The 23,664-nt window shown below is 69.4% G+C and carries 29 protein-coding genes and 1 tRNA gene; 18 read left to right on the top strand and 12 right to left on the bottom strand.

Annotation, left to right across the window (positions count from 1 at the left end):
- Window positions 1–36: 36 nt before the first annotated feature.
- Window positions 37–729 (bottom strand): phosphocholine cytidylyltransferase family protein, encoded by a 693-nt coding sequence (locus tag QNO11_RS08880; RefSeq protein ID WP_257508623.1) that lies wholly within the window; start codon window positions 727–729, stop codon window positions 37–39.
- Window positions 730–926: 197 nt separating this feature from the next.
- Between QNO11_RS08880 and QNO11_RS08875 the strand changes: the two genes are divergently transcribed.
- Genes QNO11_RS08875 through QNO11_RS08865 form a run of 3 tightly spaced genes read left to right on the top strand, consistent with a single transcriptional unit; the run spans window position 927 to window position 4,153 of the window.
- Window positions 927–2,309 (top strand): ABC transporter ATP-binding protein, encoded by a 1,383-nt coding sequence (locus QNO11_RS08875; protein ID WP_257508624.1) that lies wholly within the window; start codon window positions 927–929, stop codon window positions 2,307–2,309.
- Window positions 2,285–3,847: a hypothetical protein gene (locus QNO11_RS08870; protein WP_257508625.1), complete on the top strand. Its 1,563-nt coding sequence runs from the start codon at window positions 2,285–2,287 to the stop codon at window positions 3,845–3,847. Before QNO11_RS08875 ends, QNO11_RS08870 begins: the two co-directional genes overlap by 25 nt.
- A 39-nt stretch (window positions 3,848–3,886) precedes the next feature.
- Window positions 3,887–4,153 carry a DUF3039 domain-containing protein gene (locus QNO11_RS08865; protein WP_257508626.1) on the top strand — a complete coding sequence of 89 codons (267 nt, stop codon included), beginning with the start codon at window positions 3,887–3,889 and terminating at the stop codon, window positions 4,151–4,153.
- A gap of 13 nt (window positions 4,154–4,166) precedes the next feature.
- Here QNO11_RS08865 and QNO11_RS08860 read toward each other — a convergent pair whose 3' ends face one another.
- On the bottom strand, window positions 4,167–5,519 hold the full coding sequence (locus QNO11_RS08860; protein WP_257508627.1) for a nicotinate phosphoribosyltransferase: 1,353 nt from the start codon (window positions 5,517–5,519) through the stop codon (window positions 4,167–4,169).
- A 39-nt stretch (window positions 5,520–5,558) separates the two neighbouring features.
- On the opposite strand from QNO11_RS08860, the gene murI reads away from it, so the two are divergent.
- The 4 genes from murI (at window position 5,559) to QNO11_RS08840 (ending at window position 8,732) form a co-directional block, all read left to right on the top strand.
- On the top strand, window positions 5,559–6,377 hold the full coding sequence (murI, locus tag QNO11_RS08855; protein WP_257508628.1) for a glutamate racemase: 819 nt from the start codon (window positions 5,559–5,561) through the stop codon (window positions 6,375–6,377).
- A 13-nt stretch (window positions 6,378–6,390) separates the two neighbouring features.
- Complete coding sequence (rph, locus tag QNO11_RS08850; protein WP_257508629.1) at window positions 6,391–7,140, top strand: ribonuclease PH; 750 nt, start codon at window positions 6,391–6,393, stop codon at window positions 7,138–7,140.
- Complete coding sequence (gene rdgB / locus QNO11_RS08845; RefSeq protein ID WP_257508630.1) at window positions 7,133–7,750, top strand: RdgB/HAM1 family non-canonical purine NTP pyrophosphatase; 618 nt, start codon at window positions 7,133–7,135, stop codon at window positions 7,748–7,750. Before rph ends, rdgB begins: the two co-directional genes overlap by 8 nt.
- Window positions 7,751–7,823: 73 nt before the next feature.
- Window positions 7,824–8,732 carry a cation diffusion facilitator family transporter gene (locus tag QNO11_RS08840; protein WP_257508631.1) on the top strand — a complete coding sequence of 303 codons (909 nt, stop codon included), beginning with the start codon at window positions 7,824–7,826 and terminating at the stop codon, window positions 8,730–8,732.
- 6 nt (window positions 8,733–8,738) lie between these two features.
- Here the strand turns inward: QNO11_RS08840 and QNO11_RS08835 are convergent, their stop codons facing one another.
- On the bottom strand, window positions 8,739–11,159 hold the full coding sequence (locus tag QNO11_RS08835; RefSeq protein WP_257508632.1) for an ATP-dependent DNA ligase: 2,421 nt from the start codon (window positions 11,157–11,159) through the stop codon (window positions 8,739–8,741).
- Window positions 11,160–11,219: 60 nt separating this feature from the next.
- Here QNO11_RS08835 and ku point away from each other — a divergent pair, with 60 nt between their 5' ends.
- The gene (gene ku / locus QNO11_RS08830) at window positions 11,220–12,155 is read left to right on the top strand and encodes a non-homologous end joining protein Ku (RefSeq protein WP_257508633.1); all 936 of its coding nucleotides are present in this window, start codon (window positions 11,220–11,222) and stop codon (window positions 12,153–12,155) included.
- Here ku and QNO11_RS08825 read toward each other — a convergent pair.
- The 5 genes from QNO11_RS08825 to QNO11_RS08805 all read right to left on the bottom strand — a co-directional run bounded on the left by QNO11_RS08825 (window position 12,152) and on the right by QNO11_RS08805 (window position 15,654).
- Window positions 12,152–12,955 carry a DedA family protein gene (locus QNO11_RS08825; RefSeq protein WP_257508634.1) on the bottom strand — a complete coding sequence of 268 codons (804 nt, stop codon included), beginning with the start codon at window positions 12,953–12,955 and terminating at the stop codon, window positions 12,152–12,154. The genes ku and QNO11_RS08825 overlap by 4 nt on opposite strands.
- A gap of 62 nt (window positions 12,956–13,017) precedes the next feature.
- A tRNA-Leu gene (locus QNO11_RS08820) sits at window positions 13,018–13,099 on the bottom strand.
- A 58-nt stretch (window positions 13,100–13,157) separates the two neighbouring features.
- Window positions 13,158–13,994: a formate/nitrite transporter family protein gene (locus QNO11_RS08815; RefSeq protein ID WP_257508635.1), complete on the bottom strand. Its 837-nt coding sequence runs from the start codon at window positions 13,992–13,994 to the stop codon at window positions 13,158–13,160.
- Window positions 13,995–14,093: 99 nt separating this feature from the next.
- Window positions 14,094–14,624: a universal stress protein gene (locus QNO11_RS08810; RefSeq protein WP_257508636.1), complete on the bottom strand. Its 531-nt coding sequence runs from the start codon at window positions 14,622–14,624 to the stop codon at window positions 14,094–14,096.
- 64 nt (window positions 14,625–14,688) lie between these two features.
- Complete coding sequence (locus tag QNO11_RS08805) at window positions 14,689–15,654, bottom strand: LLM class F420-dependent oxidoreductase (RefSeq protein ID WP_257508637.1); 966 nt, start codon at window positions 15,652–15,654, stop codon at window positions 14,689–14,691.
- Window positions 15,655–15,826: 172 nt separating this feature from the next.
- Between QNO11_RS08805 and QNO11_RS08800 the strand changes: the two genes are divergently transcribed.
- The 7 genes from QNO11_RS08800 to QNO11_RS08770 are packed head-to-tail and all read left to right on the top strand — an operon-like array spanning window position 15,827 to window position 20,238.
- Entirely contained in the window at window positions 15,827–16,993 is a 1,167-nt protein-coding gene (locus QNO11_RS08800; protein ID WP_257508638.1) for a TadA family conjugal transfer-associated ATPase, read from the top strand.
- Window positions 16,990–17,847, top strand: coding sequence for a type II secretion system F family protein (locus tag QNO11_RS08795; RefSeq protein ID WP_257508639.1), 858 nt, complete (start codon window positions 16,990–16,992; stop codon window positions 17,845–17,847). Before QNO11_RS08800 ends, QNO11_RS08795 begins: the two co-directional genes overlap by 4 nt.
- Complete coding sequence (locus QNO11_RS08790; RefSeq protein ID WP_257508640.1) at window positions 17,844–18,767, top strand: type II secretion system F family protein; 924 nt, start codon at window positions 17,844–17,846, stop codon at window positions 18,765–18,767. Before QNO11_RS08795 ends, QNO11_RS08790 begins: the two co-directional genes overlap by 4 nt.
- 26 nt (window positions 18,768–18,793) lie before the next feature.
- Entirely contained in the window at window positions 18,794–18,997 is a 204-nt protein-coding gene (locus QNO11_RS08785; RefSeq protein ID WP_257508641.1) for a hypothetical protein, read from the top strand.
- Between the two features lie 44 nt (window positions 18,998–19,041).
- The gene (locus QNO11_RS08780; protein WP_374113808.1) at window positions 19,042–19,377 is read left to right on the top strand and encodes a TadE/TadG family type IV pilus assembly protein; all 336 of its coding nucleotides are present in this window, start codon (window positions 19,042–19,044) and stop codon (window positions 19,375–19,377) included.
- Complete coding sequence (locus tag QNO11_RS08775; protein ID WP_257508642.1) at window positions 19,352–19,819, top strand: TadE family protein; 468 nt, start codon at window positions 19,352–19,354, stop codon at window positions 19,817–19,819. The genes QNO11_RS08780 and QNO11_RS08775 overlap by 26 nt, the downstream gene beginning before the upstream one ends.
- Complete coding sequence (locus tag QNO11_RS08770) at window positions 19,816–20,238, top strand: pilus assembly protein TadG-related protein (RefSeq protein WP_257508643.1); 423 nt, start codon at window positions 19,816–19,818, stop codon at window positions 20,236–20,238. Before QNO11_RS08775 ends, QNO11_RS08770 begins: the two co-directional genes overlap by 4 nt.
- Window positions 20,239–20,346: 108 nt before the next feature.
- On the opposite strand, the gene QNO11_RS08765 is transcribed toward QNO11_RS08770, so the two are convergent.
- On the bottom strand, window positions 20,347–20,691 hold the full coding sequence (locus QNO11_RS08765; RefSeq protein ID WP_257508644.1) for a hypothetical protein: 345 nt from the start codon (window positions 20,689–20,691) through the stop codon (window positions 20,347–20,349).
- Between the two features lie 743 nt (window positions 20,692–21,434).
- On the opposite strand from QNO11_RS08765, the gene QNO11_RS08760 reads away from it, so the two are divergent.
- A complete protein-coding gene (locus QNO11_RS08760) occupies window positions 21,435–21,674 on the top strand; it encodes a PLD nuclease N-terminal domain-containing protein (protein ID WP_257508645.1) in 240 nt (79 codons plus the stop codon).
- A gap of 11 nt (window positions 21,675–21,685) precedes the next feature.
- Here QNO11_RS08760 and QNO11_RS08755 read toward each other — a convergent pair whose 3' ends face one another.
- On the bottom strand, window positions 21,686–21,904 hold the full coding sequence (locus tag QNO11_RS08755) for a hypothetical protein (RefSeq protein WP_257508646.1): 219 nt from the start codon (window positions 21,902–21,904) through the stop codon (window positions 21,686–21,688).
- A gap of 233 nt (window positions 21,905–22,137) precedes the next feature.
- On the opposite strand from QNO11_RS08755, the gene QNO11_RS08750 reads away from it, so the two are divergent.
- Complete coding sequence (locus QNO11_RS08750) at window positions 22,138–22,482, top strand: DUF1294 domain-containing protein (protein ID WP_257508647.1); 345 nt, start codon at window positions 22,138–22,140, stop codon at window positions 22,480–22,482.
- A 41-nt stretch (window positions 22,483–22,523) separates the two neighbouring features.
- On the opposite strand, the gene QNO11_RS08745 is transcribed toward QNO11_RS08750, so the two are convergent.
- A complete protein-coding gene (locus tag QNO11_RS08745) occupies window positions 22,524–22,859 on the bottom strand; it encodes a helix-turn-helix domain-containing protein (protein ID WP_257508648.1) in 336 nt (111 codons plus the stop codon).
- A 153-nt stretch (window positions 22,860–23,012) separates the two neighbouring features.
- Here QNO11_RS08745 and QNO11_RS08740 point away from each other — a divergent pair, with 153 nt between their 5' ends.
- Complete coding sequence (locus tag QNO11_RS08740) at window positions 23,013–23,273, top strand: hypothetical protein (protein ID WP_257508649.1); 261 nt, start codon at window positions 23,013–23,015, stop codon at window positions 23,271–23,273.
- On the opposite strand, the gene QNO11_RS08735 is transcribed toward QNO11_RS08740, so the two are convergent.
- Window positions 23,270–23,620, bottom strand: coding sequence for a VOC family protein (locus QNO11_RS08735; protein ID WP_257508650.1), 351 nt, complete (start codon window positions 23,618–23,620; stop codon window positions 23,270–23,272). The genes QNO11_RS08740 and QNO11_RS08735 overlap by 4 nt on opposite strands.
- Window positions 23,621–23,664 lie beyond the last annotated feature (44 nt).

Genomic DNA, 23,664 nt, shown 5'->3' with positions numbered 1-23,664 from the left:
GCGCGCCGCCCTGAGCGCACGCTGGGGCGCGAAGGGTCAGACGTAGAGGTTCGCCCGCTCGAGGTCTTCGGCGAAGTCCACCTCGACCGCGTACAGGTCCGAAATGTCCAGCGGCTGCAGGCGCACACCGTCTTCGATGATCGCCAGCTCCAGGCCGCGCTCGAAGTAGTCCTGGTCGTCGACGCGGGACAGCTGGCGCATGAACGCACGCTTGTCCGCGGCGGAGATGTAGTTGATGCCCACGGCTTCGCCGATGCCGCCGGAGACGGTCTTGGACAGTTCGTTGATGTACCCGGCGGCGTCCACCGTGTACTTGACCTCTTCGTCGCTCACCTTGGCGGTGTTGACGGTCACGAACGAGCGCTCCGCCTCGATGAGGGCGATCGCCCGACCGAGTACGCGCGGGTCGAACACGACGTCGCCGTTCATCCACAGCACACCGCTCTTGCCGGTGGCGGCCAGGGCACGCAGCAACGACTTGGAGGTGTTGGTCTGGTCGTAGCGGTCGTTGTAGACGTAGTCGGCGTCGGGGAACGCTTCGACGATGGTCTCGGCGCGGTAGCCGACGACGGTGGTGATGCGGGCGGCCTTGCCGAAGGCGGCGCGGATGTTGTCGTGCTGCTGCTGCATGATGCTGCGGCCATCGCCGAGTTCGGTCAGCGGTTTGGGAAGGCTGCGGCCGAGGCGTGAGCCCATGCCTGCGGCGAGGATGACGGTTTGAAGAGTCACGGGGTTGCTCCTGAAGTCTGTGTTCACTATCGGTTCACCGAAAGGACACCCCTTCGTGCCTGGTTCATGGTAGCGAAATGTCCTGAGAAGGCGCAGAATGCAGCGCCTCCGTTGTCGTTTCGTGACAAACGGCCGAGTGTGTGACGCCGCGCGAGAGACACAGTCGCGCGGAAGATTCTCCTTGATACCGTGGACGCGTGACAGCGTCGCTGCCTTTGCCCCACGACTCTGATTCGGACGATGCTCCGGAGCAGTTCATTGTGGCGCAGCCGCGGCCTCGCACCGCGACCGCGCCCCGCAAGCCCCGCCCGCGGAAGGCGAAGCAAGGGGCGTCGGATGCCGCTCAAGCGGCGGTTCTGACGCCGCCCCCGCTGCCGCCCGTCCCGGCCGAGCTCGCCGCAGTGCAGCGGGCGCTTCCCCTCAAGCCGGCGGAGTCGGCGGCCGAAGTGGCAGCGCGTCTGGCGCAGCCCGTCGCCGCGCCCGAGCCGCCCGTCGTCGCCGAGCCCGAGCCGGCGCCGGAGCCGCTTGTCGAGGAGTGGCAGCCCGAAACCGACGCCGAAAGCCTCGAAACCGACGCCGAAGTGCTCGCGGAACTGGGAATCGCCCCCCAGACTGCTGAAGATGCCACGGCTCTCATCGAGCCGGAGACCGTGGTCGACACCGCGACCGACCTCCAGACCGTGCCGCGCGGTCCCCGCACCCTCGACGACATCGCCGAGCCCGACGCCGAGGCGATTGCCGACGCGGCAGCGGATGCCGCTGCCGTCGCGGCGGTCGTCTCCGGTCTGGATGACGAGCCGCTCGCGGTGTCCGAGACAGCCCTGCCCGCACTGCGCCTGCGCGGCGTCTCCAAAATCTTCAGCGGAACCCCCGCCGTCGACGGCATAGACCTCACCGTGCCCGCCGGATCGTTCTACGGCCTCGTCGGCCCCAACGGCGCCGGCAAGACCACGACCCTGTCGATGATCGCGGGGCTGTTGCGGCCCGACCGCGGCAGCATCCAGGTCAACGGGGTGGATACCGCAGCCGACTCCGCCGCCGCGAAGCGGCTGATGGGGGTGCTGCCCGATCGGCTGCGCACGTTCGACCGGCTCACCGGGCGTCAGCTGCTGCACTACTACGGCCTGCTGCGCGGGCTCCCCGCCGCCGTCACCGACAGTCGCGCCGCCGACCTCGCGCGCGCATTCGACCTCACCGACGCGCTGTCGCGCCCGGTGTCGGACTACTCCGGCGGCATGACGAAGAAGATCATGCTGGCGGGGGCGATGATCCACTCGCCACGCGTGCTTGTGCTCGATGAGCCGTTCGAGGCCGTCGACCCGGTCTCCAGCGCCGTGATCCTCGACATTCTCGGGGCGTACGTGGCCCACGGCGGCACGGTGATCCTCTCCAGCCACGGCATGGACCTCGTCGAGCGCGTCTGCTCGCGGGTCGCCGTCATGGTCGCAGGACAGGTGCTCGCCGAGGGCACCGTCGACGAGGTGCGAGGAGAACTGACCCTCGAGCAGCGCTTCGTGGAGCTCACGGGTGGGCTGAGCGACGTGGAGGGCCTGGAGTGGCTGCACACGTTCTCCGGCTGAGGCTCGCGCTGCTGATCGGCGGGCTGCGCGGCGACACCGGCCACGTGGTTCGCACCGTCGCAGGCCTCGTCGGGCTCGCCGTCGCCGTGGCCGTAGGTTGCTGGGGACTGCTGGGTCAGTCCGATGCACCGACGAACGTGACGCTGGCCGTCACCGTCCTCTGCGGCTCCGCGGTGACCCTCGCGTTCGCCATCGCACCGCTGGTGACCGGCATCGAAGATCCGCTCGATCCACGCCGGTTCGCCGTGTTCGGCATGACGCCGGGCGCACTGTCGGGGGTGCTCATCGCCGCCGGGTTCCTGAGCGTGCCGATGATCGCGCTGCTCCCACTGGCAGTGAGTCTCGTCATCGTCTGGATCGCTCACGGGGTCGCGCCCTGGATCGCCGTGCTAGCCGTCGTCGTCGGGCTCGCCACCTGCGCGCTGCTGGCGCGGGTCGCCCACGCGGTGGCCGCGCTGGTGTTCAACGCGCGGCGGTCGCGTGAGCTGACCGGCATGTTCCTGCTCGCCCTGCTCGTGGTCGTCGTGCCGGTCGTGGTGTTCGTCGCCTCGCTCGAATGGGGCGGGCGTGTGCCGCGTCGGCTGGCCGGCGTCGCCGACGCTCTGGCCCGCAGCCCGCTGGGCGCCGGGTTCGGTCTCGCCGCCGTGGCAGCTCAGGATGCCGGAGCGCTCTGGATGCCGCTCCTGGTGGCGCTGGGGACTCTCACCGTGCTGGTCGGGGTGTGGTTCCTGCTGGTGCGGCGCATGCTCACCACCACGGCGCGGCCCGTCTCGGTGCGCGAGCGCGGAGGCCTCGGCTGGTTCACCGTCATGCCCGGCACGCCAGGCGGCGCGGTGGCTGCGCGCAGCCTCGTCTACTGGTTGCGCGACCGGCGCTACCTCGTCAACATCGCGGTGATCCCCTTCGCCGCCGTCCTCACGATCGTGCCGTTGGCCGTCGTCGGGGTGCCGGCATCGGTCATCGCCCTCGTGCCGGTGCCGCTCATGGCGCTGTTCCTGGGCTGGCTGCCGCACAACGACCTCGCCTACGACAACACCGCCATCTGGATGCACATCGCCAGCGCCATGCGCGGTGCCGCCGAGCGCTTCGGCCGGCTCGTGCCGGTGCTGTTCATCGCGGTGCCGTTGCTCGCGGTCACCGTGCCGCTGTCGATCTGGGTGCACGGCCGCTGGGAGATGCTGCCCGCGCTCGTCGGCGTGTGCGCGGCGCTGTTCTTCTCCGGCCTCGGCCTGTCGAGCATCGCCTCTGCAGCCGCCCCCTATGCGGTGTCGCGGCCCGGTGACAGCCCGTTCCAGCAGCCGCAGCGCACCGGCGGCTCGCTCTCACAGGGACTCGTGCTCGCCGGCGCGCTGATCGCCGCCACCCCTTCGCTGTGGTGGGCCTGGCTGGCCCTGACCGGCGACGCGGACGACGCGTGGATCTCGCTGTGGGCCGGCGCCGGGGTCGGCGTGTTCGTGCTCGTCGCCGGCATCCTGATCGGTGGCCGCGTCTTCGATCGCGGCAGCACGCGCCTGATGGAGTTCGCCGAAGCGACGTGAGGCCCGCTGGTGCGGATGCCGCGGATAGACTGACTGACCATGAGCACGCCCATCGACAGCCCCGACCAGGGGGGTCTCGCGACCCTCGACCGCGAGCTCGAGGAGCTCATCCGCGAGGAGAACCTCGAACCCGGCGATCACGAGCGCTTCTCGCACTACGTGAAGAAGGACAAGATCCTCGAATCGGCCATCACCGGCAAGCCGGTGCGGGCCCTGTGTGGCAAGAAGTGGACTCCGGGTCGCGACCCGGAGAAGTTCCCGGTCTGCCCCGCCTGCAAAGAGATCTACGAGTCGCTGAACACCTGACCCCGACGTGGCCTCAGGCCACGTCGATGAAGCGGGTGGGCAGTGCGGGTTCGGAGCGACTGAGCGCAAGGGCGCGCACGGGCAGCTCCTCCCTCACCTGCAGGTGATGCGCGCGGGCGGCGTCGACGCCGTCGTGGCCGAGATACGCGGCATCCGCCTCGCCCGCCTCGACGAGCGTGACGTGCAGCGCCCGCGCTTCGGGGTGGTCCGCGCCCGTCGGCACCGTCTCGAACCCGTCGGCCACGGCGATGAGCTCGCTCGTGGCGACACCGCGCTCGAGCGTGCGGAACGCGGCCTTGCGTCCGCCCTTGGAGGCCTTGTCGGTCGAAGTCTTCGCCACCGCGACCCAGGATCCGGCGCTGTCCTGCCGCGCCACGAGCTTGTAGACCATCCCCGCCGTCGGTGCCCCCGACCCGGTGACGACCGAAGTGCCCACACCGTAGGAGTCGACCGGGGATGCCGCCAGAGCGGCGATCGCGAACTCATCCAGGTCGCTGGTCACCGTGATCTTCGTGCCTGTCGCGCCGAGTGCGTCCAACTGGGCGCGTACCTCGGCGGCCACCGTCGGCAGGTCGCCCGAGTCGATGCGGACACCCCCAAGGCCGGTTCCGGCCACCCGGATCGCGGTTTCAACGCCCTCGCGGATGTCGTACGTGTCCACCAGCAGTGTGGTGCCGGTGCCGAGGGCGGCGATCTGCGCGCGGAAGGCGTCTTCCTCGCTGTCGTGCAGCAGTGTCCACGCGTGCGCGGCGGTGCCCATCGTGGGGATACCCCAGGTGCGCCCCGCTTCGAGGTTGCTGGTGGCGCCGAAGCCGGCGATGTACGCCGCGCGGGCTGCGGCGACGGCGGAGTGCTCGGACGCGCGGCGCGACCCCATCTCGGCCAACGGCCGGTCACCGGCGGCGATGCTCATGCGGGCGGCGGCGTTGGCGACGGCGGAGTCGTGGTTGAGCACGCTCAGCGCGAGGGTCTCCAGTACGACCGCCTCGGCGAACGTGCCCTCGACGGTGAGCACGGGGGAGCCGGGGAAGTACAGCTCGCCCTCGCGGTAGCCGGTGATCGTGCCGGTGAAGCGGTAGTTCTCGAGGAACGAGATCGTCTCAGCATCCACCACCCTGTTGTCGCTGAGGAAGCGCAGTTCCTCATCGCCGAAGCGGAAGTCCTGCAGCAGCGACAGCAGCCGCCCGGTGCCGGCGACCACGCCGAAACGGCGGGCACCGGGGAGGCGCCGGCCGAACAGCTCGAACACGCAGCGCCGCTGCGCGGAGCCGTCGTGCAGCGCCGCGTCGAGCATCGTCAGCTCGTAACGGTCGGTGAACAAGGCGGTGCTCGCCACGCGGGCGGTGGCGTCGGGCGCGGCAGTCATGCGGGCCAGCCTATCCAGGCGCTCGCGTAGGCTGGGAATGTGAACGACGCCCCCATCGGAATCTTCGACTCCGGCGTCGGCGGACTCACCGTGGCCCGCGCCGTCTCGGCGCAGCTGCCGCGGGAGTCGATCCTGTACCTGGGAGACACGGCCCACTCGCCTTATGGCCCCAAGCCCATCGCCGACGTCCGCCGCTACTCGCTCGAAGTGCTCGACACCCTCGTCGACGAAGGCGTGAAGATGCTCGTGATCGCGTGCAACACCGCCTCCGCGGCGATGCTGCGCGACGCCCGCGAACGCTACGACGTGCCGGTGGTCGAGGTGATCGGCCCCGCCGTGCGCACCGCGATGTCGACGACCCGGAACGGCCGCATCGGCGTGATCGGCACGGAGGGAACCATCGGGTCCCGCGCGTACCAGGACATGCTCGAGGTCAACGAGAAGCTCACCGTGTCGGCCCAGGCCTGCCCGCGGTTCGTGGAGTTCGTCGAGGCGGGCGTCACCGATTCGCCCGAGGTGCTCGCCGTCGCCGAGGACTACCTCGCGCCGCTGCGTCACGCGGGCGTCGACACCCTCGTGCTCGGCTGCACCCACTACCCGTTCCTCGAGGGCGCGATCAGCTACGTCATGGGTCCGGACGTCTCGCTGGTCTCCAGCGACACCGAGACGGCCAAGGACGTGTACCGGCAGCTGGTTTCCCGCGATCTGCTGGCTGGTCCGGATGCCAGAGCGCACCATGACTACCAGGCCACCGGATCCTCGGCCGACGATTTCTTGCGCCTCGCGCACCGGCTGATGGGGCGCGAGGTCAGCACCGTGCGCCTCGTGCAGACCGGCGCCATCGACTTGCCCCGCTGAACTCAGGAGAGACATGACCGACATCACCCGCGCCGACGGCCGCGCCGTCGACCAGCTGCGCCCCATCACGATCGAACGCGGCTGGAGCGCGCACGCGGAGGGGTCGGCGCTGATCTCCTTCGGCGGCACCAAGGTGCTGTGCACCGCGTCGTTCACCAACGGCGTGCCGCGCTGGCTCACCGGCAAGGGCAAGGGCTGGGTCACCGCGGAGTACGCGATGCTGCCCCGCGCCACCAACTCCCGCAACGACCGCGAGTCGATCAAGGGCCGCGTCGGCGGACGCACCCACGAGATCTCGCGGCTGATCGGCCGGTCGCTGCGTTCGGTCGTCGACACCAAGGCCCTCGGTGAGAACACGATCGTGATCGACTGCGACGTGCTGCAGGCCGATGGCGGCACCCGCACGGCGGCGATCACCGGCGCCTACGTCGCTCTGGCCGACGCGATCGCGTGGGGCAAGCAGAAGAAGTTCATCGCGCAGCGCTCGGACGTGCTGATCGACTCGGTCGCCGCCGTGTCGGTGGGCATCATCGACGGTGCGCCGATGCTCGACCTGGCCTACGTCGAGGACGTGCGCGCCGAGACCGACATGAACGTCGTCGTCACCGGCCGTGGTCTGTTCGTCGAGGTGCAGGGCACCGCCGAGGGCGCGCCGTTCGACAAGCGCGAGCTCGATGCCCTGCTGGAACTCGGCGTCAACGGCTGCGCCGACCTGCGCGACCTGCAGGCCGCCGCCCTGGCCGTGGAGGCCGCCGGTGAGTGAGGAAACCTCGCGGCCGCAGCGCGTGGTTCTGGCGACCCACAACCCGCACAAGGTCGAGGAATTCCAATCGATCGTGCGGGCCACCCGCCCCGACATCGAGGTCATCGGCTACGACGGCCCCGAACCGATCGAGGACGGCGTCACGTTCGCCGAGAACGCGCTGATCAAGGCGCGTGCCGCCGCCGCGCACACCGGGCTGCCGGCCCTGGCCGACGACTCCGGGCTCTGCGTGGACGTGCTCGGCGGTGCTCCGGGGGTGTTCTCCGCGTATTGGGCGGGGCACGCGAAGGATGCCACCGCAAACCTCGAGTTGCTGCTGGACCAGCTGAGCGACATCGCCGACCCGCACCGCACCGCGCAGTTCATGTCGACGATCGCGCTGGTGATCCCCGGCGGACCCTCGCACGTCGTCGAGGGCGTGTGGCCCGGGCGACTGGCGACCGAGGCCTCCGGGGCGGGCGGGTTCGGCTACGACCCGATCTTCATCCCCGACGACCAGCCCGAGGGTGCCGAGCGCACCGTCGGCGACTGGGAACCGGGGGAGAAGAACGCCGCCTCCCACCGCGCCCGCGCGTTCGCCGCGCTCACGCCGCTGCTGGCCGACCTCTGAAACTGAGAACCAGACTCATTCCCGACTAGCCGTCCGTGGCGCGCCGCCGGCCGCGCCGCCGTACCGTGGAATCATGCACGACCACGCACCCGGCATCCGGGGCGCCGGCAACCGGCGCCTGCTGGCGGTGTCGCTGACGATCACGTCGGTCGTGCTCGTCGCGCAGGTGGTCGGGGCGATCTTCTCGGGGTCGCTGGCGCTGCTGGCCGACGCCGGACACATGTTCACCGATGCGGCGGCGCTGGTGATCGCGCTGGTGGCGAGCACCGTGGCCGCCCGGCCCGCCGATGACCGCTCCACCTTCGGCTACCAGCGCGCCGAAGTGTTGGGGGCGCTGGCGAACGCCGTGATCCTGATCGCGCTGTCGGTGTGGATCGCGATCGAGGCCGTGCAGCGGCTGATGCGCCCTGAGCAGCCCGAGGTCGCCGGCGGTCTCATGCTCGTCGTCGCGATCGTGGGCCTCATCGCCAACGCGGTGGCGCTGTGGCTGCTGAGCGCGGCGCAGCGGCACAGCATCAATGTGCGTGGCGCCTACCTCGAAGTCCTCGGCGACCTGCTCGGCTCGGCGGCGGTCATCGTCGCGGCGGTGATCATCGTGCTGACTGGATGGACGCAGGCGGATGCCGTGGCGTCGCTGCTGATCGCCGCGATGATCGTGCCGCGAGCGATCTCGCTGCTGCGCGAGGTGGCATCCGTGCTGGGCGAGAGCGTGCCGCGCGGCATGCAGGTCGCCCAGATCCGCACCCACATCCTCGAGACGCCGGGGGTCGTCGACGTGCACGACGTGCATGTGTGGCAGCTGACTCGCGGGGCGCCGGTGTTCATGGCGCACGTCGTCGTGGAGGACGCGTGCCTGGCGGATGGGCGGGCCATCGGGATCCTCACGCGGCTGCAGGAGTGCCTGTCGGATCACTTCGACGTCGCGCATTCGACGTTCCAGCTGGAGCCGGCCGGGCACATCGAGCACGACGCGCACGCCTGAGCCCGCTCAGGACTCGCGCGTCACCTCGTCGGCGGACTTGTCCGGCCGCAGCCCGCGCCACCGCGCGTGGCGCAGCGTGCCACCGGGAGTGAACTCGGCGAATTCCACCTCGGCGACGACCTCGGGGCGCACCCACAGCGCGTCGGAGGCGTCGGCGCGAGGGATGCCTACGAACGGATTGACGGTGTCGCGCAGCGGCGTGAGGGTCTCGGTCAGCCGCGTGATCGTGCGGTCGCTGAACCCAGAGCCGACGCGGCCGACGTACTGCAGGCCATCGGGGCCCGGGATGCCCAGCAGCAGCGAGCCGATCGACCCGCTGCGGCCGCCCTTGCCGGGGCGGATCGCGCCGATCACGACCTCCTGCGTGTGGGTGAGCTTGACCTTGAGCCACTGCTCGGAGCGCTGCCCGCGGCGGTAGGTCGACTGCGGGTCCTTGACGACGACGCCTTCGAGGCTGTGCCGGCGGGCGGTGGCCAGCGCGATGTCGAGGTCGTCGAGCACGGGGGGCGTGTCGATGCGCGGCGGCGCCACCGGCAGCGCCTCCAGCAGCGCGCGCCGCTCGGCCAGCGGCAGGGCGCCGACATCGATGCCGTCGTAGGCGATCACATCGAACAGGTACCAGGCGGTCGGGGTGCGCTGGGATTCGCGCGCGATGTCCCGCGCGCCGGTGAGGTGCATGCGGTTCTGCAGCAGCGTGAAGCTGGGCCGACCGCTGTCGTCGAGGGCGACGATCTCTCCATCAACGGTGATCGGGGTGTCGCCGAAGACCGCGGCCGCCTCGGCGGTGAGTTCGGGGTAGCGCGCCGTGATGTCCGTGCCGTTGCGCCCGCGCAATTGCAGGGCCTTGCCGTCCCAGGAGCCCAGCGCCCGGATGCCGTCCCACTTCAGTTCCGCCCAAGCGTGGTCGCCCCAGCGGTTCGCGGCCTCGTGCGCACGGACCGGCGTCGCCGAGGTCGCGAGCATGGGCCGCAGGTCGCCGACCGGCGATCCGCCCCGCGGCGCGTTACTGACCGGTGCATCCCCGAGCGGTGCCTTGGCGGACGGGGTGGCAGCGGCCTTCATGCGGTGCAGCAGCCACGTCGACTTCTCGCCCGACCCGTCGGTGCGGATCAGCGCGAGCCGCACGTCGCCGAGCGGTCCGCCCGGCTGGCCGTGCAGGGTGAAGATGATCTCGTCGTCGCGCCACTTCTCCAGCTCGTAGACGCCGTCGTCCCAGATCGTCATGGTGCCGGCGCCGTACTCGCCGTGCGGGATCTCGCCCGAGAACGTGGCGTACTCCATCGGGTGATCCTCGGTCATCACGGCGAGGTGGTTGCGTGACGCGGTCTCGGGCACTCCCTTGGGCACTGCCCAGCTTGCCAGCACGCCGTCCCGCTCCAGGCGCAGATCCCAGTGCAGCCGCGAGGCGTGGTGCTCCTGGATGACGAACCGGGGGAGTCCGGATGCCGCGCGGCCACCGAGCGCGTTGCTCGGCACCGGCTCGGGGGTGACCCCGGCGGTGCGCTTGGCGATGTACGACGCGAGCGGGCCGTCGGCCGACGCGCGCCCACCGGCGTGGAAACCCAGCGACGCCAACGGGTCGCCGTCGCTTTCGGCCCGGGCCAGCACCTCCGTGAACAGCAGATGCCGCAGCTCGGGGTCGTCGAGTTCGTCCCACGTGCGCGGTGCGGCCACCGTGGGCTCGTCGCGCCCACGCAGCGAATACGGCGCGATGGTGGTCTTCGAGCCGTTGTTCTGGCTCCAGTCGATGAACACTTTGCCGGTGCGCTGCACCTTGGCCATCTGGCTCACCACGAGATCGGGATGGTCGGCCTCGATCGCCCGCGCCAGCTCACGCGCCACGCCGGTCACCTGCTCACTGGTCTGCGTGCCCGGCAGCGCCGCGTACAGGTGGATGCCCTTGCTGCCGCTCGTGACCGGGTAGGGGTCCAGTCCCATCCCGGTGAGGATGTCGCGCAGCAGCCGCGCGACCTCGGCGCACTCCGCCAGCCCGGTGCCCGGTCCCGGGTCGAGATCCAGCACGATCCGGTCGGCGGGGGAGCGCCCGCCGTCGGGCGCGAACCGCCACTGCGGCACGTGCAGCTCCAGGCTCGCCACCTGCGCGAGGTAGACCAGCGTCGGCCGGTCACCGACCAGCGGGTAGTCCTTGTCTCCGGTCGAGTGGCCGATCGGCATCCGTTTGATCCAGTCAGGCGCACCCCGTTCCAGATCCTTCGCGAAGAACGACGGCTTGTCCACGCCCTCGGGCCAGCGCTTGCGAGTGACCGGCCGCCCGGAGATGTGGGGGATCATGAACGGCGCGATGCGGGTGACGTAGTCGATCACCTCGCCCTTGGTGGTGCCGGTGGCGGGGTAGAGCACCTTGTCGAGGTTCGTCAGACGCAGCCGACGACCGTCGATGCGCACCAGTTGTCCCTCGCCTGCCATGTCAAGAGGCTAATGCGCAACCTCTAGGCGTGACGTATGCGACAGGTGTTCACTAGTGGGATGCGAGCGATCTGGAAGGGTGCGCTGACCTTCGGTCTGGTGAATGTGCCGGTGAAGGTGTACTCAGCGACGGAGGACCACGATGTGCCGCTGCACCAGGTGCACAATGCCGACGGCGGACGCATCCGGTATCAGCGCATCTGCGAAGTCGACGGCGAAGTCGTGCCATACGCCGACATCGACAAGGCCTACGACGACGGCGAGCGCACCGTCGTACTGACCAAGGAAGACATCGCATCACTGCCGTCAGAGCGCAGCCGCGAGATCGACGTCGTCGAGTTCGTGCCGAGCGAGCAGATCGACCTGCTCACGCTCGACAAGGCGTACTACCTCGAGCCGGACTCCGCGTCGCCGAAGGCCTACGTGCTGCTGCGCAAGACGCTGGAGCAGACCGACCGCACCGCGATCGTACGCTTCTCGCTGCGACAGAAGACCCGGCTTGCCGCCCTGCGCGTGCGCGGGGACGTGCTGGTGCTGCAGACGATGCTGTGGTCCGACGAGGTGCGCGAGGCCGCGTTCCCCGCCCTCGACGAGAGCGTGCGCATCTCGGCGAAGGAGCTGGAACTGTCGGCGAGTCTCGTGGAGAGCTTCGCCAGCGACTTCGACCCCGCCGACTTCACCGACGAGTACCAGCAGGAGCTGCGCACCCTCATCGACGCGAAGCTCGAGAAGGGCGACGCGCTGGACACCTCCGAGACGTTCGGCGAGACCGAGGAAGCGGATGCCGGGGGTGAGGTCATCGACCTGATGGCCGCCCTGCGGGCGAGCGTCGAGCGCTCCCGTGCCGCGCGCGGCGGCGGCAGCAAGGCTGCGAAGGACGAGGACGAAGACGAGGCCAAGCCCGCCAAGAAGGCACCTGCGAAGAAGACCGCAGCCAAGGCACCGGCGAAGAAGGCCCCCGCGAAGAAGCCCGCGGCGAAGCAGAAGGCCAGTTAGCCGCGCGGTGCGGGCGGGGTGTCGTCGCCGGCCTCGGGGCCGCGATCGAACACCTCCGTGTCGAGCACGAGTTCGTCTGCCTCCGCGGCATCCGTCACGACGTCTTCGCCTGCGGCAGCAGCCTTCTTGGCCTTGTGGCGCTCGGAGAAGTAGTGCCACAGCGTGATCAGTGCGGTACCGCCGACGGCGGCGAGCAGGATCAGGTCGATGTACTCCTGCACGAACCAGGCCACCGGCGGGATGAACCCGATGACGTAGCCGAACATCGTCAGGCCGAAGCCCCAGAGCACGGCGCCGATCAGGTTGTAGAGCGTGTACTTGCCCTTGTGCATGTGGCCGACACCGGCCGCGACCGGGGCGAAGGTACGCACGATCGGGACGAACCGGGCCAGGATGATCGTCAGTCCACCGAACCGCTCGAAGAACGCGTTCGTGCGCTCGACGTTCTTGCGGCTGAACAGGCCCGATTCCTTGCGCTCGAAGATCGCGGGGCCACCCTTGTGGCCGATGTAGAACCCGACCTCGCCGCCGAGGAACGCCGACAGTCCGATCAGCAGCGCAACCCACCAGACGCTGATCCCGAACACGCCCTCCGGCGCGTAATCCTGAGCGTGGGAGAGCAGGCCGGAGATGACCAGCAGGGTGTCGCCGGGCAGCAGGAAGCCGACGAGCAGCCCGGTTTCGGCGAAGACGATGAAGCACACCACCAGCAGAGCCCACGGCCCGGCCGCCGTGATGATCTGCTCCGGGTCCAGCCACGGGATCAGAGCGGTCGGCGCTTGCAATGCGAGGTCGAGCACAGAGGTCCCGTCGTCAGGCCGTGGCCATGGTCAATGGCAGCGGATGCCGCGGCATCCACTCGTGCGGAAGGTGGGACTTGAACCCACACGCCCGAAAGCACAGGAACCTAAATCCTGCGTGTCTGCCAATTCCACCACTCCCGCGAGTTGCCCCAGTCTAGCGGGGCCGGCGACACTGCCTCCGGGGGTTAGCCCGACGATCTCAGTGGCTCTCGGCGGCGGGGATCCTCTCCGCACCAGCTGCCACGTCGGCGACCACAGCGCGGCGCGGCGAGCCGCCGATGAACCAGTACGCGACGCCCACCAGCAGCGCACCGCCGACGAGGTTGCCCAGGCCCACCCACAGCATGTTCGCGCCGAAGTGCTCCCACGTGGCGTGCTCGACGCCGGTCATCATGCCGAGTGAGTAGGTGGTCATGTTCGCGACCACGTGCTCGAAGCCGGAGGCGACGAACGCGAGGATCGCCAGCAAGATGACCGCGATCTTCGGGCCATCCGAAGTGAGCCGGGCGCACATCCAGATCGCCAGGCACACCAGCACGTTGCACAGGATGCCGCGCAGGAACAGCTCCATCGGAAGCTCGTGTGCCTTCGCGGCGAGAATGTCGCCCAGCATCGCCTCAGCACCGGGGTTGCTGTGCAGCACGCCGGCGCCGGCGATAAGAGCCGAGAAGGCCACGGCGCCGCCCATGTTCGCCGCGAACGTGACCAGCAGCGCGACGAGCGCGCGCACCGGGCGCACCACGCGCATCAGCACGCCCTGCGGGAGCGTCATCATGCTGGAGGTGGCAAGCTCCCCGCCCGCGAACAGCACGAGGGTCAGCGCCGCGCCGAAGACGGCGCCGCTGACGAGTTTGCCCGCGCCCGACCCGGCAGCGGTGAGGGGGCCGGCGGCGCTGATCATGAGCACCACGCCGATGCCGAGGTAGGCGCCGGCGAGCATGCCCGCAACGACGAAGCGTGCCGGGGTGCGGAGCCCCGCGACCTTGTGGGCCGCTGCGTCGCCTTGAACGACGAGCGCCTGCTCGATGCTCAGCACGGCGTCAGGTCGAACGAAGGGGTGCGGCGGGTTGTGCCCATGCACTCATGGTGCTCCGGTGGGGTTTTTCCCGCCCGGCTCGTCGCCGTGCAAAATGTGTCAGGACCGTCCTGTAGCCGCACCGGGGTCGGCCACGTGATCGCGGTCGCGCACGACGACCACCGGGCAATGCGCATGGGACGCGCACGCGCTGCTCACTGAGCCCAGCAGCAGCCCGGTGAAGCCACCAAGACCGCGACTGCCGACGACGAGCATCTCGGCATCCGCTGAGGCGTCGATGAGTGTTCGCGCGGCGCTGCCTGGCCACGCTGCCGCGGTGACCCAGTCGGGGACCTCGTCGGGAAAGACCCGCGCAATTTCAGCGTTGACCAGCTGCTTGGCGTTGGCTTCGAAGTCCACCTCGGGTTCACCGAAGTAGGTGTACGGGTCGCCCCACAGCAGCGACGGGTTGTCCCAGGCAGCCAGAACGTGCAGGGGGAGCCCGAGCTTGCGTGCGAGGTCTGCGGCGTAGCTCAGCGCGGCGTGCGACGGCTCGGATCCGTCGACGCCGACCAGGATGCCGGGCTGCGACCAGGGGATGGTCGGGCGGGAGACGGGCGAAGGGCTGGGCTCGGAGCGGCGTTTGGACATGTCGTCATCATCCCGCGCCGGTGTGATGCGGTCCAGAGCGAGAATCCCGTCCCGGGGCGGATCGTCAGAGCGCGCGCAGCTTCTCCAGCAGTGGCTCGGCGATCTCCGAGACGAAGCGGTCCTGCTGCTCGTCGCCGACCTGAATGAGCGCGACGTCGGTGAAACCGGCGTCGATGTACGGCTGCACGCTCTCGGCGAGCGCATTGAGGTCGGGACCGCAGACGATCGATTCGGCCACGTCTTCGGGCCGCACGAACTGGGTCGCCCCCGCGAACCCGGCCGGTGTTGGCAGGTCGGCGTTGACCGCCCACCCGCCGGCGAACCACCGGAACTGGTCGTGTGCACGCGCGATGGCGGCGTCACCGTCGGGGTCCCAGCAGATGGGGATCTGTCCGATCTTGCGGGATTCCGCCGGGTGGGCGGCATCCCACCCCTTGATCAGCTCCGGGTCGGGGTCCACGGCGATGAGGTGGTCTCCGAGTTCGGCGAAGCGCTCGATCGACTTCTCGCCGGAGACGGCGACGCCCAGCGGCACCCCGCCGTCGGGGCAGTCCCAGATGCGGGCGGAGTCGACGCGGAAGTACTGGCCGTCGTAGGTGACCAGGTTTCCGGTGTGCAGCTCGCGGATGATCTCCATCGCCTCGACGAGCATGTCCTGACGCACGGTCACTGCGGGCCAGCCTTCACCGACCACGTGCTCGTTGAGGTTCTCGCCCGAGCCGAGGCCCAGCGTGAAGCGCCCCTCGGAGAGCAGCTGGAGCGTCGCGGCCTTCTGCGCGACCACGGCCGGGTGGTACCTCATGGTCGGGCAGGTGATGTACGTCATCATCTCCACGCGGGAGGTCGCATAGGCGACGGCGCCCAGCACGCTCCACGCGTAGGACGAGTGCCCCTGGGTCGTGAGCCACGGCGAGTAGTGGTCGCTCGACACGAGAAAGTCGAAGCCGGCTGCTTCCGCCTTGACGGCGTAGTCGACGAGCTGGCGGGGGCCGCTCTGCTCGGTCATCAGGGTGTATCCGAAACGGGTCATGACTGTCCTCCTGTACGGCGTTGTCCTCGCACGATACGAGCGCTCGGCCCCAGGCGCTTGGGGCTTGCGGGGTGGTCGGGATGGTGCAACAGGGCGGATGCCCCGCCTGTGGCATCCGCCCTGTTGTGGATAAATCCCGACGCGCCCGCCGCGACGTTGGGAGGATGCGCGGGTGAGCCTCGCCTTCGCGCCGACGGGTGCCGCGCATGTGACCGCGGCGGTCACCGAGCGCGTGCGGGACCGGCTGCGCGCCGAGCAGATCGAACCCGCCCGCGTCGCGGAGGTGGCCGCCGACATCGCGCTGGCCGAGGTGCGCCGGCACAATGACTTCGCGCTCGCCCGGGGGCTCGTCACCGTCGATGACGAGGGTGCCTGCGTGCGGGATGTGCTCGCCGCGGTCTCGGGGTTCGGGCCGCTGCAGGCGTACTTCGATGATCCGACGGTCGAGGAGGTCTGGATCAACGCGCCCGACCGCATCTTCATCGCCCGTGATGGGCGCGCCGAGCGGCTGCCGCTCGCCCTCACCGACAGCGGGGTGCGCGATCTGGTCGAGCGGATGCTGCACGCCACCGGTCGCCGCGTGGATCTGAGCCAGCCGTTCGTCGACGCGTCGCTGCCCGACGGGTCGCGATTGCACGTCGTCATCCCGGACATCACGCGCAAGCACTGGACCGTCAACATCCGACGGTTCCTGCCGATGTACCGCGACCTCGACCGGCTGGTCGCCGCAGGTTCGCTCACCCAGCGCGCCGCCGACATGCTGCGCGGCGCCATGACAGCCGGCCGCAGTGTGCTGGTGTCGGGAGCGACCCATACCGGCAAGACCACGCTGCTCGGCGCACTGATCGCCGCCTGCCCGCCCGACCAGCGCATCGTGACGGTGGAGGAGACGTTCGAGCTGGCAGTGGATGCCGAAGACATCGTCGGGCTCCAAGGACGGCAGCCGAGTCTGGAGGGCACCGGGGAGGTGACCCTCCGCCGCCTCGTGAAGGAGGCGCTGCGGATGCGCCCCGACCGGCTCGTGGTCGGGGAAGTTCGCGATGCAGAAGCGCTCGACCTGCTGCTCGCGCTCAACACCGGCGTTCCGGGCGCGGCCAGCATCCACGCGAACTCCGCGCAGGAGGCACTGGCCAAGCTCGCCGCGCTGCCGCTGCTGGCGGGGCGCAACATCGACCCGGGGTTCGTGCTGCCCGCTGTCGCGGCATCCGTCCACCTCGTCGTGCACTGTGAACGCGAGCCATCCGGCCACCGCCGCATCGCCGAGATCGCCGCTCCGACCGGTCGCGTCGTCGACGGATTCGTCGAGGCGCAGCCCCTGTACCGAGCGGGCGACGTGTGACCTTCGTCTGGGGCGGAATCCTGGCGGCCGGGATCCTCCTGGTCCTCTCGCCCTGGCTGTGGCCCTCCGGCGCCGAGCGGGCGCGACCGGTCACCACCGGAAGCGTCGATCGCTTGCTCGCCGCGGCCGGGTTCGCGCGCACCCGTGCGCGGGTGTTCGCGGCAGCGACGGTTCTGCTGGGCCTGGTTGCGGCATCCGTGGTCTGGCTGTTCACCGCGCTTCCCGCTCTCGCCTTCGTCGCCGGTGTGGCCGGTGCGGTGGCGCCGTACGCGTGGCTGCGATCCCGGGGATCCCGGCGACTGCGCAGTCGCCGGGGGCTGTGGCCCGACGTGTGCGATCTGCTGATCGCGTCGGTGCGGGCGGGCATGTCGCTCCCCGACGCCGTGTCGAGCCTGGCGCAGTCGGCACCGGCCGAACTGCGCCCCGCATTCGCGGTGTTCGCGCGCGACCTCAACGCGTCGGGACACTTCGATTCGGCGGTGATGCGCCTCAAGCACAGCCTCGCCGACCCGGTGGCGGATCGGATCATCGAAACGCTGCGGATGACCCGGCAGGTAGGCGGAACGGAGCTTCCTACCGTGCTGCGTGCGCTGTCGAGCTCGGTCCGGGCTGACGCGTCGCTGCGCGCGGAGGTGGAGGCGCGGCAGTCGTGGATCCGCGGGGCGGCGGTGCTCGGCGTCGTCGCGCCGTGGGTGATCCTGGGTCTCCTGGCGCTGCGGCCGGAGGGTGCGCGGGCGTACGGCAGCGCCGAAGGCGTCGTGGTCGTGCTGGTGGGTGCCGCGGTGTCGGTCATCGCCTACCGAATCATGGTGCGCATCGGTCGCCTCCCGGAGCCCCGGCGGTGGTTCGGATGAGCGGCATCACGGAGCTCGCCCTGGCGATGGTGCTCGGGGGCGGACTGGCGCTGGGACTCGCGCTGGTGGTGACGCGGATGCCGCGGTGGCGCGCGCCCCGCCTAGCCGACCGCATCGCCCCCTATCTGCGTGACGCCGCGGACCCCCTCGGCCTCACGCCGCTGGGCGCGCCGACGCTCGATGTCTCGGGTGCATGGCGGGCCTGGCGCGACCGGCTCGCCGCCGCTCTCGGCGGCTCGGCGGTGATCTCCCGGCGCCTGCGGCAGGCCGCGTGGGACATGGATGCCGCGCAGTTCCGGGGCCGCCAACTCGGCTGGGTTCTGGGTGGTCTCGGCATCGGCGCGCTGGCCGTGGTGGCGCTCGCCGTTGCCGGTCGGTTCTGGGTTGGTTCCGTGCTGCTGCCACCGATCGCCGCAGTGGCCGCGGCAGTGTTATGCGACATGCGGCTGAGCAGTGCCGCGCGGGCGCGGGTGACGCGGGCGCAGGAGGAACTGCCCACGGTGCTGGAGTTCCTGTCCCTGTGCCTGGCGGCGGGGGAGGGTGTGCTCGACGCGCTGCGCCGGGTGGGTGATGTCGGCTCGGGGGAGTTGCCGGGCGAGCTGCGGCGGGTGGTGGTTGCGGTGGGCACGGGAGCGCCGCTGCCCGACGCCCTCCAGAGCCTGGCCCGCGACCTCGACATTCCCGCGCTGACGCGCAGCATCGATCATCTCGTCGCGGCGCTGGACCGGGGAGCGCCGCTCGCGCAGGTGCTGCAGGCTCAGGCGACCGATACGCGGGAAGACGCCAAGCGGGTGCTGATCGAACAGGCCGGGCGCAAGGAAATCCTGATGCTCCTGCCACTGGTGTTCCTGATCCTGCCGATGTCGGTGCTGTTCGCGATTTTTCCGGGTGTGTTCATGCTTCGAGTCGGATTCGGGTGACCGCGTGCGGTCGGAAGGGGGCGGTGATGTTCCGCGAACAGAGGGAACGAGTGGCGGTACGGCTACGCACGGCGTGGGGTGGGCTGCGCGACGACGAACGAGGAGACGTACCCGGCTGGGTGCTGGTGACGCTCATGACGGCGGGACTGGTGGTGGTGATCTGGGCCGTGGCCGGTCCCGCGCTTGCCGGCTTGTTCGAGCAAGCCATTCAGAGCGTCTCCGGACTTTAGCTGCGCAGGACGACCAGGGGTCGAGTCCGGTCGAATTCGTTCTCGTGGGAGCACTGCTGACGGTCCTCACTCTGGCGGTGCTGCAGTTCGGTCTCGCGGTGTACGTGCGCAACGTGGTGCACGATGCCGCGGTGGAGGGCGCGTTCCATGCCGCGCTCGCCGACACGACGCTCGCCGACGGTGTCGACCGCACGCGGACGATCATCAACCGCAGTGTCGGCGGCCAGTTCGCCGAGACGGTGGAGGTGGTGGAGACGACTCACCTCGGGCACGACGCGGTGCAGGTGACGGTTAAGGCGACCCTGCCGCTGCTCGGTCTGCTCGGCGCCCCACGCGCATTGGAGGTGAGTGCGCATGCCCCGGCTGAAAGCCTGGAGTGACCGCTTGTCCCGCGGCGACGAGGGCGCTGCCGCGCTGGAGTTCATCCTCATGGGCGTGATCCTGCTCGTGCCGCTGGTCTACCTGATCCTCGCCCTCGGCGCCGTACAGGGGCAGACGCTCGGCGCGGAATCCGGCGCCCGGCATATCGCCCGCGCCGTGGCGACGGCTCCGGATGCCGCGACCGCCGCCGCGCGAACCGAGGCCATCCTCGCCTCCGTCGTGGCCGAGTACGGTCTGGCTTCGGATGCCGTGGAGGTCGCCATCACCTGCACGCCAGCGGGATCGGAGTGTCCGACGTCGGGGGCGACGTTGCATGTCACCGTAGCGACGCGCGTGACTCTGCCGCTCGTGCCACCGTTGCTGGGGCTCGATCACATAGCCAGCATCCCCGTCGAGGCGGCGTCCGTGCAGAAGGTCTCGCGATTCTGGGGTTCACAGTGACGCGCCGGTCGCGCCGGCCGAACGACGAAGAGGGCAGCATCCTGCTGCTGTCGCTCGGGTACGCGCTGCTGGCGATCGTGCTGATCCTGGTGTGCGTCGACGCGACGAGCCTGTACCTGGCGCAGAAGCGTCTGGAGTCGGTGGCGGATGCCGCTGCGCTCGCCGGAGCGGACGGGTTCACGCTCACAGTCGAGGCGGGGGAGCCGACCGCGGATCTGACCGATACGGGTGTCTACGACCAGGCCGCCGACATCGTTGGTGCCGCCGGTACTGCCTCGCTGGTGTCGGCGGGGACCCCCGACGGTGTCTCCGCGCGCGTCACGGTCGCGACCGTGTGGCATCCACCGATCCTGACACTGTTCGTCCCCGACGGGGTGCCGCTGGAGGCGACGGCGACCAGCCGAAATGCGCTGTTGTGAGAGTCCGGTCCGGGCGCTGCGTCCGAGAAGATCCGGTCTTCGCGCGGCTGCGGCGGTGCTCTTCGGCATGCTGAGCCGCGCCGTGCCGGCGCAGGTGATAGTGACTCGCTACAGTCGCGGACTGTGCGCCACGGACATCAGCAAGCCGGTAAGCGCGATGCCTCCGAACATGACGATGAACGCGCCGAGAACGAGCACCGCTGCCATACCGAGTTCGTAGCCGGGAGTGCGCAGAATCCACACGGCCAATCCAACAGCGAAGCCGATGATCGCGAAGATGCCGCTGACAACTAGCGCGACCTGCATCGGGTTCACCGCTGGGTGCGGGACTCCGCCGACCAGGTTCGGAATCCCACAGAGAAATGCAACTAGCGGCGCGAACACGGCAATGATGACTGCGACGAGCGCGACTCGACTGAGTAGCTGTCCGTGATCATTAATCCACGCCGTCATGGCGGCAACTTAGCGTGTATTCGCGTCCTCTCGCTCACACGAGATGCCGCGCCCGTTGCCCCGGAGGTTGTCGCGGAGCCAGCGAGCACGCTGAGCAGAAGTACCGCAGCAAGCACGTCAGGGGCGGAACGCCTCGCCGCCCCCCCTACGCAGATTGCCATGGTGCGTCCGCGCGCAAATAGTGGTCCCGACCGTACGCTCAGACGTACGGCGCATACTGGACTCGCTTTCCCCATCTGCGCCAACCCGGTCGTGGGACCAGTACTGCCTGGCAACCGTTGTAGACCGTTGATTGCAGGGTGTCGCCGTCTTCGAACGTGACGACCACCTGCGATCGAGCGAAGCCGAATGTCTCTGAGACCCGGCCCGCCGCTGCCGCGGCGAAGATTCGCTTGGCAAGCGCGAGGTCTTCGCCCGTGTAATCAAGCTCCCAGCGACCGTTCTCGCCGGTTCCGACGATAAGGGAATCCAGTGCGAGCGCGTATGCGGGGCATCCGTGCTGATGACCGGGCTCGACCGTGATGAGCCAGATGGCGTCGTTATCGCGGCGATCGAGGCCGATGCTGCCGCCGTCTCCACGAGATCGCGGACGTACTCAACGAGCTCGTCGACGATCTCGTGCTCACGTTCATCCGACTCGCGCTCGCTTGTCACGCGGGTCAGCATATTGCGGGGGATGGCGTGGCAGAGGGATCCGAGCAGTTTTATTGCCACTGCAATATCGATTGCGCCATAGTGCAGGAATGGGTCAGGACTTCCCGCACGTTGTCGTGGTGCTTATCGTGGTGTTCCTGCTCGCCGGCGCGGTCGCTCTATTCGTATTCGCCATCGTCGGCATTACGGGTTCCGCTATGACGCAGACGGCGAAGGCGGTCTGGATTCTGATCACGCTGTTCTTCCCGCTGCTCGGACCAATCGTCTGGTTCTTCTTTCGCGACAGCATCGTCGGCGGGCAGAGCAACAATCGCTTCGGCGCTCCATAGGCGTCGCGCCCTCAGCATCCTCGACACCCCGTCCACAGCGCGGCCCACTGCTCCGGCGTCAGATCCCGTGGCAACGCGCTGACCGGCACGCGCGCCTCGACCATCACGCGGGTCACGCTCCCGCGGTCGAGGCGCGTGACGTGCTGCAGCACCCGGGCGAGCGACCCGCCCGGTCTGGTGAACACCGCACGCACGAAGTTCTCGTAGGCGCGGCGGTCGCGATCGGGCACGACCGAGTGTTCACCGCCGCCACGGCACGCGACTATGGGCTCATCGATCACGTGCTCAAGCAGCGCTGAGGGGTGGATGCCGCGGCGACGCCTAGGATCGGCGAGTGCCCACCGGATACGACCGATCGCGCCCCGCCACAGATCGCCCCCGCGATCTCTCACGACCATTGCCGGCGGCGCTGAGCTGGTCTGTGTTGTGCGCGTTCGTGCTCGTATTCGCAGTCGCTCTTGCCGTGCTCGACCTTCCCTGGTGGATGCCGGCGCTTTACGGCGTCCTGAGCGTCGTCGCCTTCGCGGCATACGGGATCGACAAAGCCGCCGCCCGCGGTGACCGGCATCGGATCTCGGAGCAGACGCTCCTCGCGCTCGGCCTCTTCTGCGGCTGGCCAGGCGCCCTCATCGCGCAGCAGCTGTTCCGGCACAAGACCCGCAAACGCTCGTTCCGCCGCGCGTTCTGGGTCACTGTGGTGATCAACGTCGCCGCACTCGCCGGGCTCGTCACCTTCGCGACGATCAATGGCGTCGCGCTCGAGCTCCCACTCGGCACGCTTTTGTCGCAGGGGTCGCCTGACCTGTGACGCTGAGGGGTGGATGCCGCGGCATCCGTTCCTCGGAAGAGTCAGGCGGCGAGTGCGACCGTGGACTGCCGCAGCGACACCGGTTGCACGGATTGCTGCGCCGCGATGAGACTCTCCGCGATGTCGAGTGTGAGGTCGACCAGGGTGATGCCCAGGGCGCGCATCACCGCCGCGATCATCTCGCTCGACGGCTCCTTGAGGCCTCGCTCGATCTCGGAGAGGTACTGGGGCGAGACTCCGGCGCGACGGGCGACCTCGCCGAGCGTCTTGCCGCTTTCGTGTCGCAGACCGCGCAGGCGATCACCGAGCACGTGCCGCCACAGGGGCCCCAGGTGCTGCGGGCTGTCGCGCGCGGGCGGCCAGCGGGGCGCGTTCATTCTCCGCGTCTGCGGTCAAGGCGAAATCGACCATGGCCGATCGTAGAACGTGGGCCTGCAGCGGGCGAAGCGATTCTGCTCACAGCAGACAGGCCGATCTCGCAATGAGCAGAGGCTAGTCCGCATCGAACGTCTGTTCTAGTATTGGTCGCTATGGCAGAGACGTCGATCGAACATGAAACGACCCTGTGGATGGTCAACGACGTCCCAGCACGGATGGTCTACGGCGGGCGGCGGTGGCGCGTGAGCGACACCCCGACCCGGCTGCGAGAGTCGGTGTGGAGTGCGCCGCTGGAGGAGATTCGCGGGTTGTACGGCTGGCGGTTTCAGGCCACCGACCCGGCGGGGGAGAGCTGGGTGTTCGACGTCTATCGAGCCGAGGACCACTGGCACGTCCACCGCGCGTACTCCTAGCTCAGTTCGGTGACGAAGCCGATCTTGTTGCCGTCGAGATCGGTGAGTTCGAAGAACTCCACGACACCCTCGAACCGCTGGATGGGTGAGACCTCCAGGCCCAGCCCGTTCAGGCGCCGATGCTCGCCTCTGGCGTCCTCGACGCTGATGTTCGCCGAGATGCCGTCGACACCGGCGAGCTCGGGTGCAAACGCCAACTGCAGCCAGAAGGAGCCGAGGTTGAACTCCGCGAGCCCGTCCAAAGGCCTCAGGTCTGGTTCCGCGAGTTCAAACGCGTTCTGGTACCAGTCGACCGCTCGTTCGAGGTCACGAACGGGGACACCGATGGTCACAGCCTTTGCCTGCATGAACGCACGCTAGCAGGGGGTTCCAGCGCTCCGATCGCGCGCCG

It is taken from the genome of Microbacterium sp. zg-B96, assembly GCF_030246865.1.
Classification (GTDB): domain Bacteria; phylum Actinomycetota; class Actinomycetes; order Actinomycetales; family Microbacteriaceae; genus Microbacterium.
This window is presented reverse-complemented; position numbering and strand designations above follow the sequence as displayed.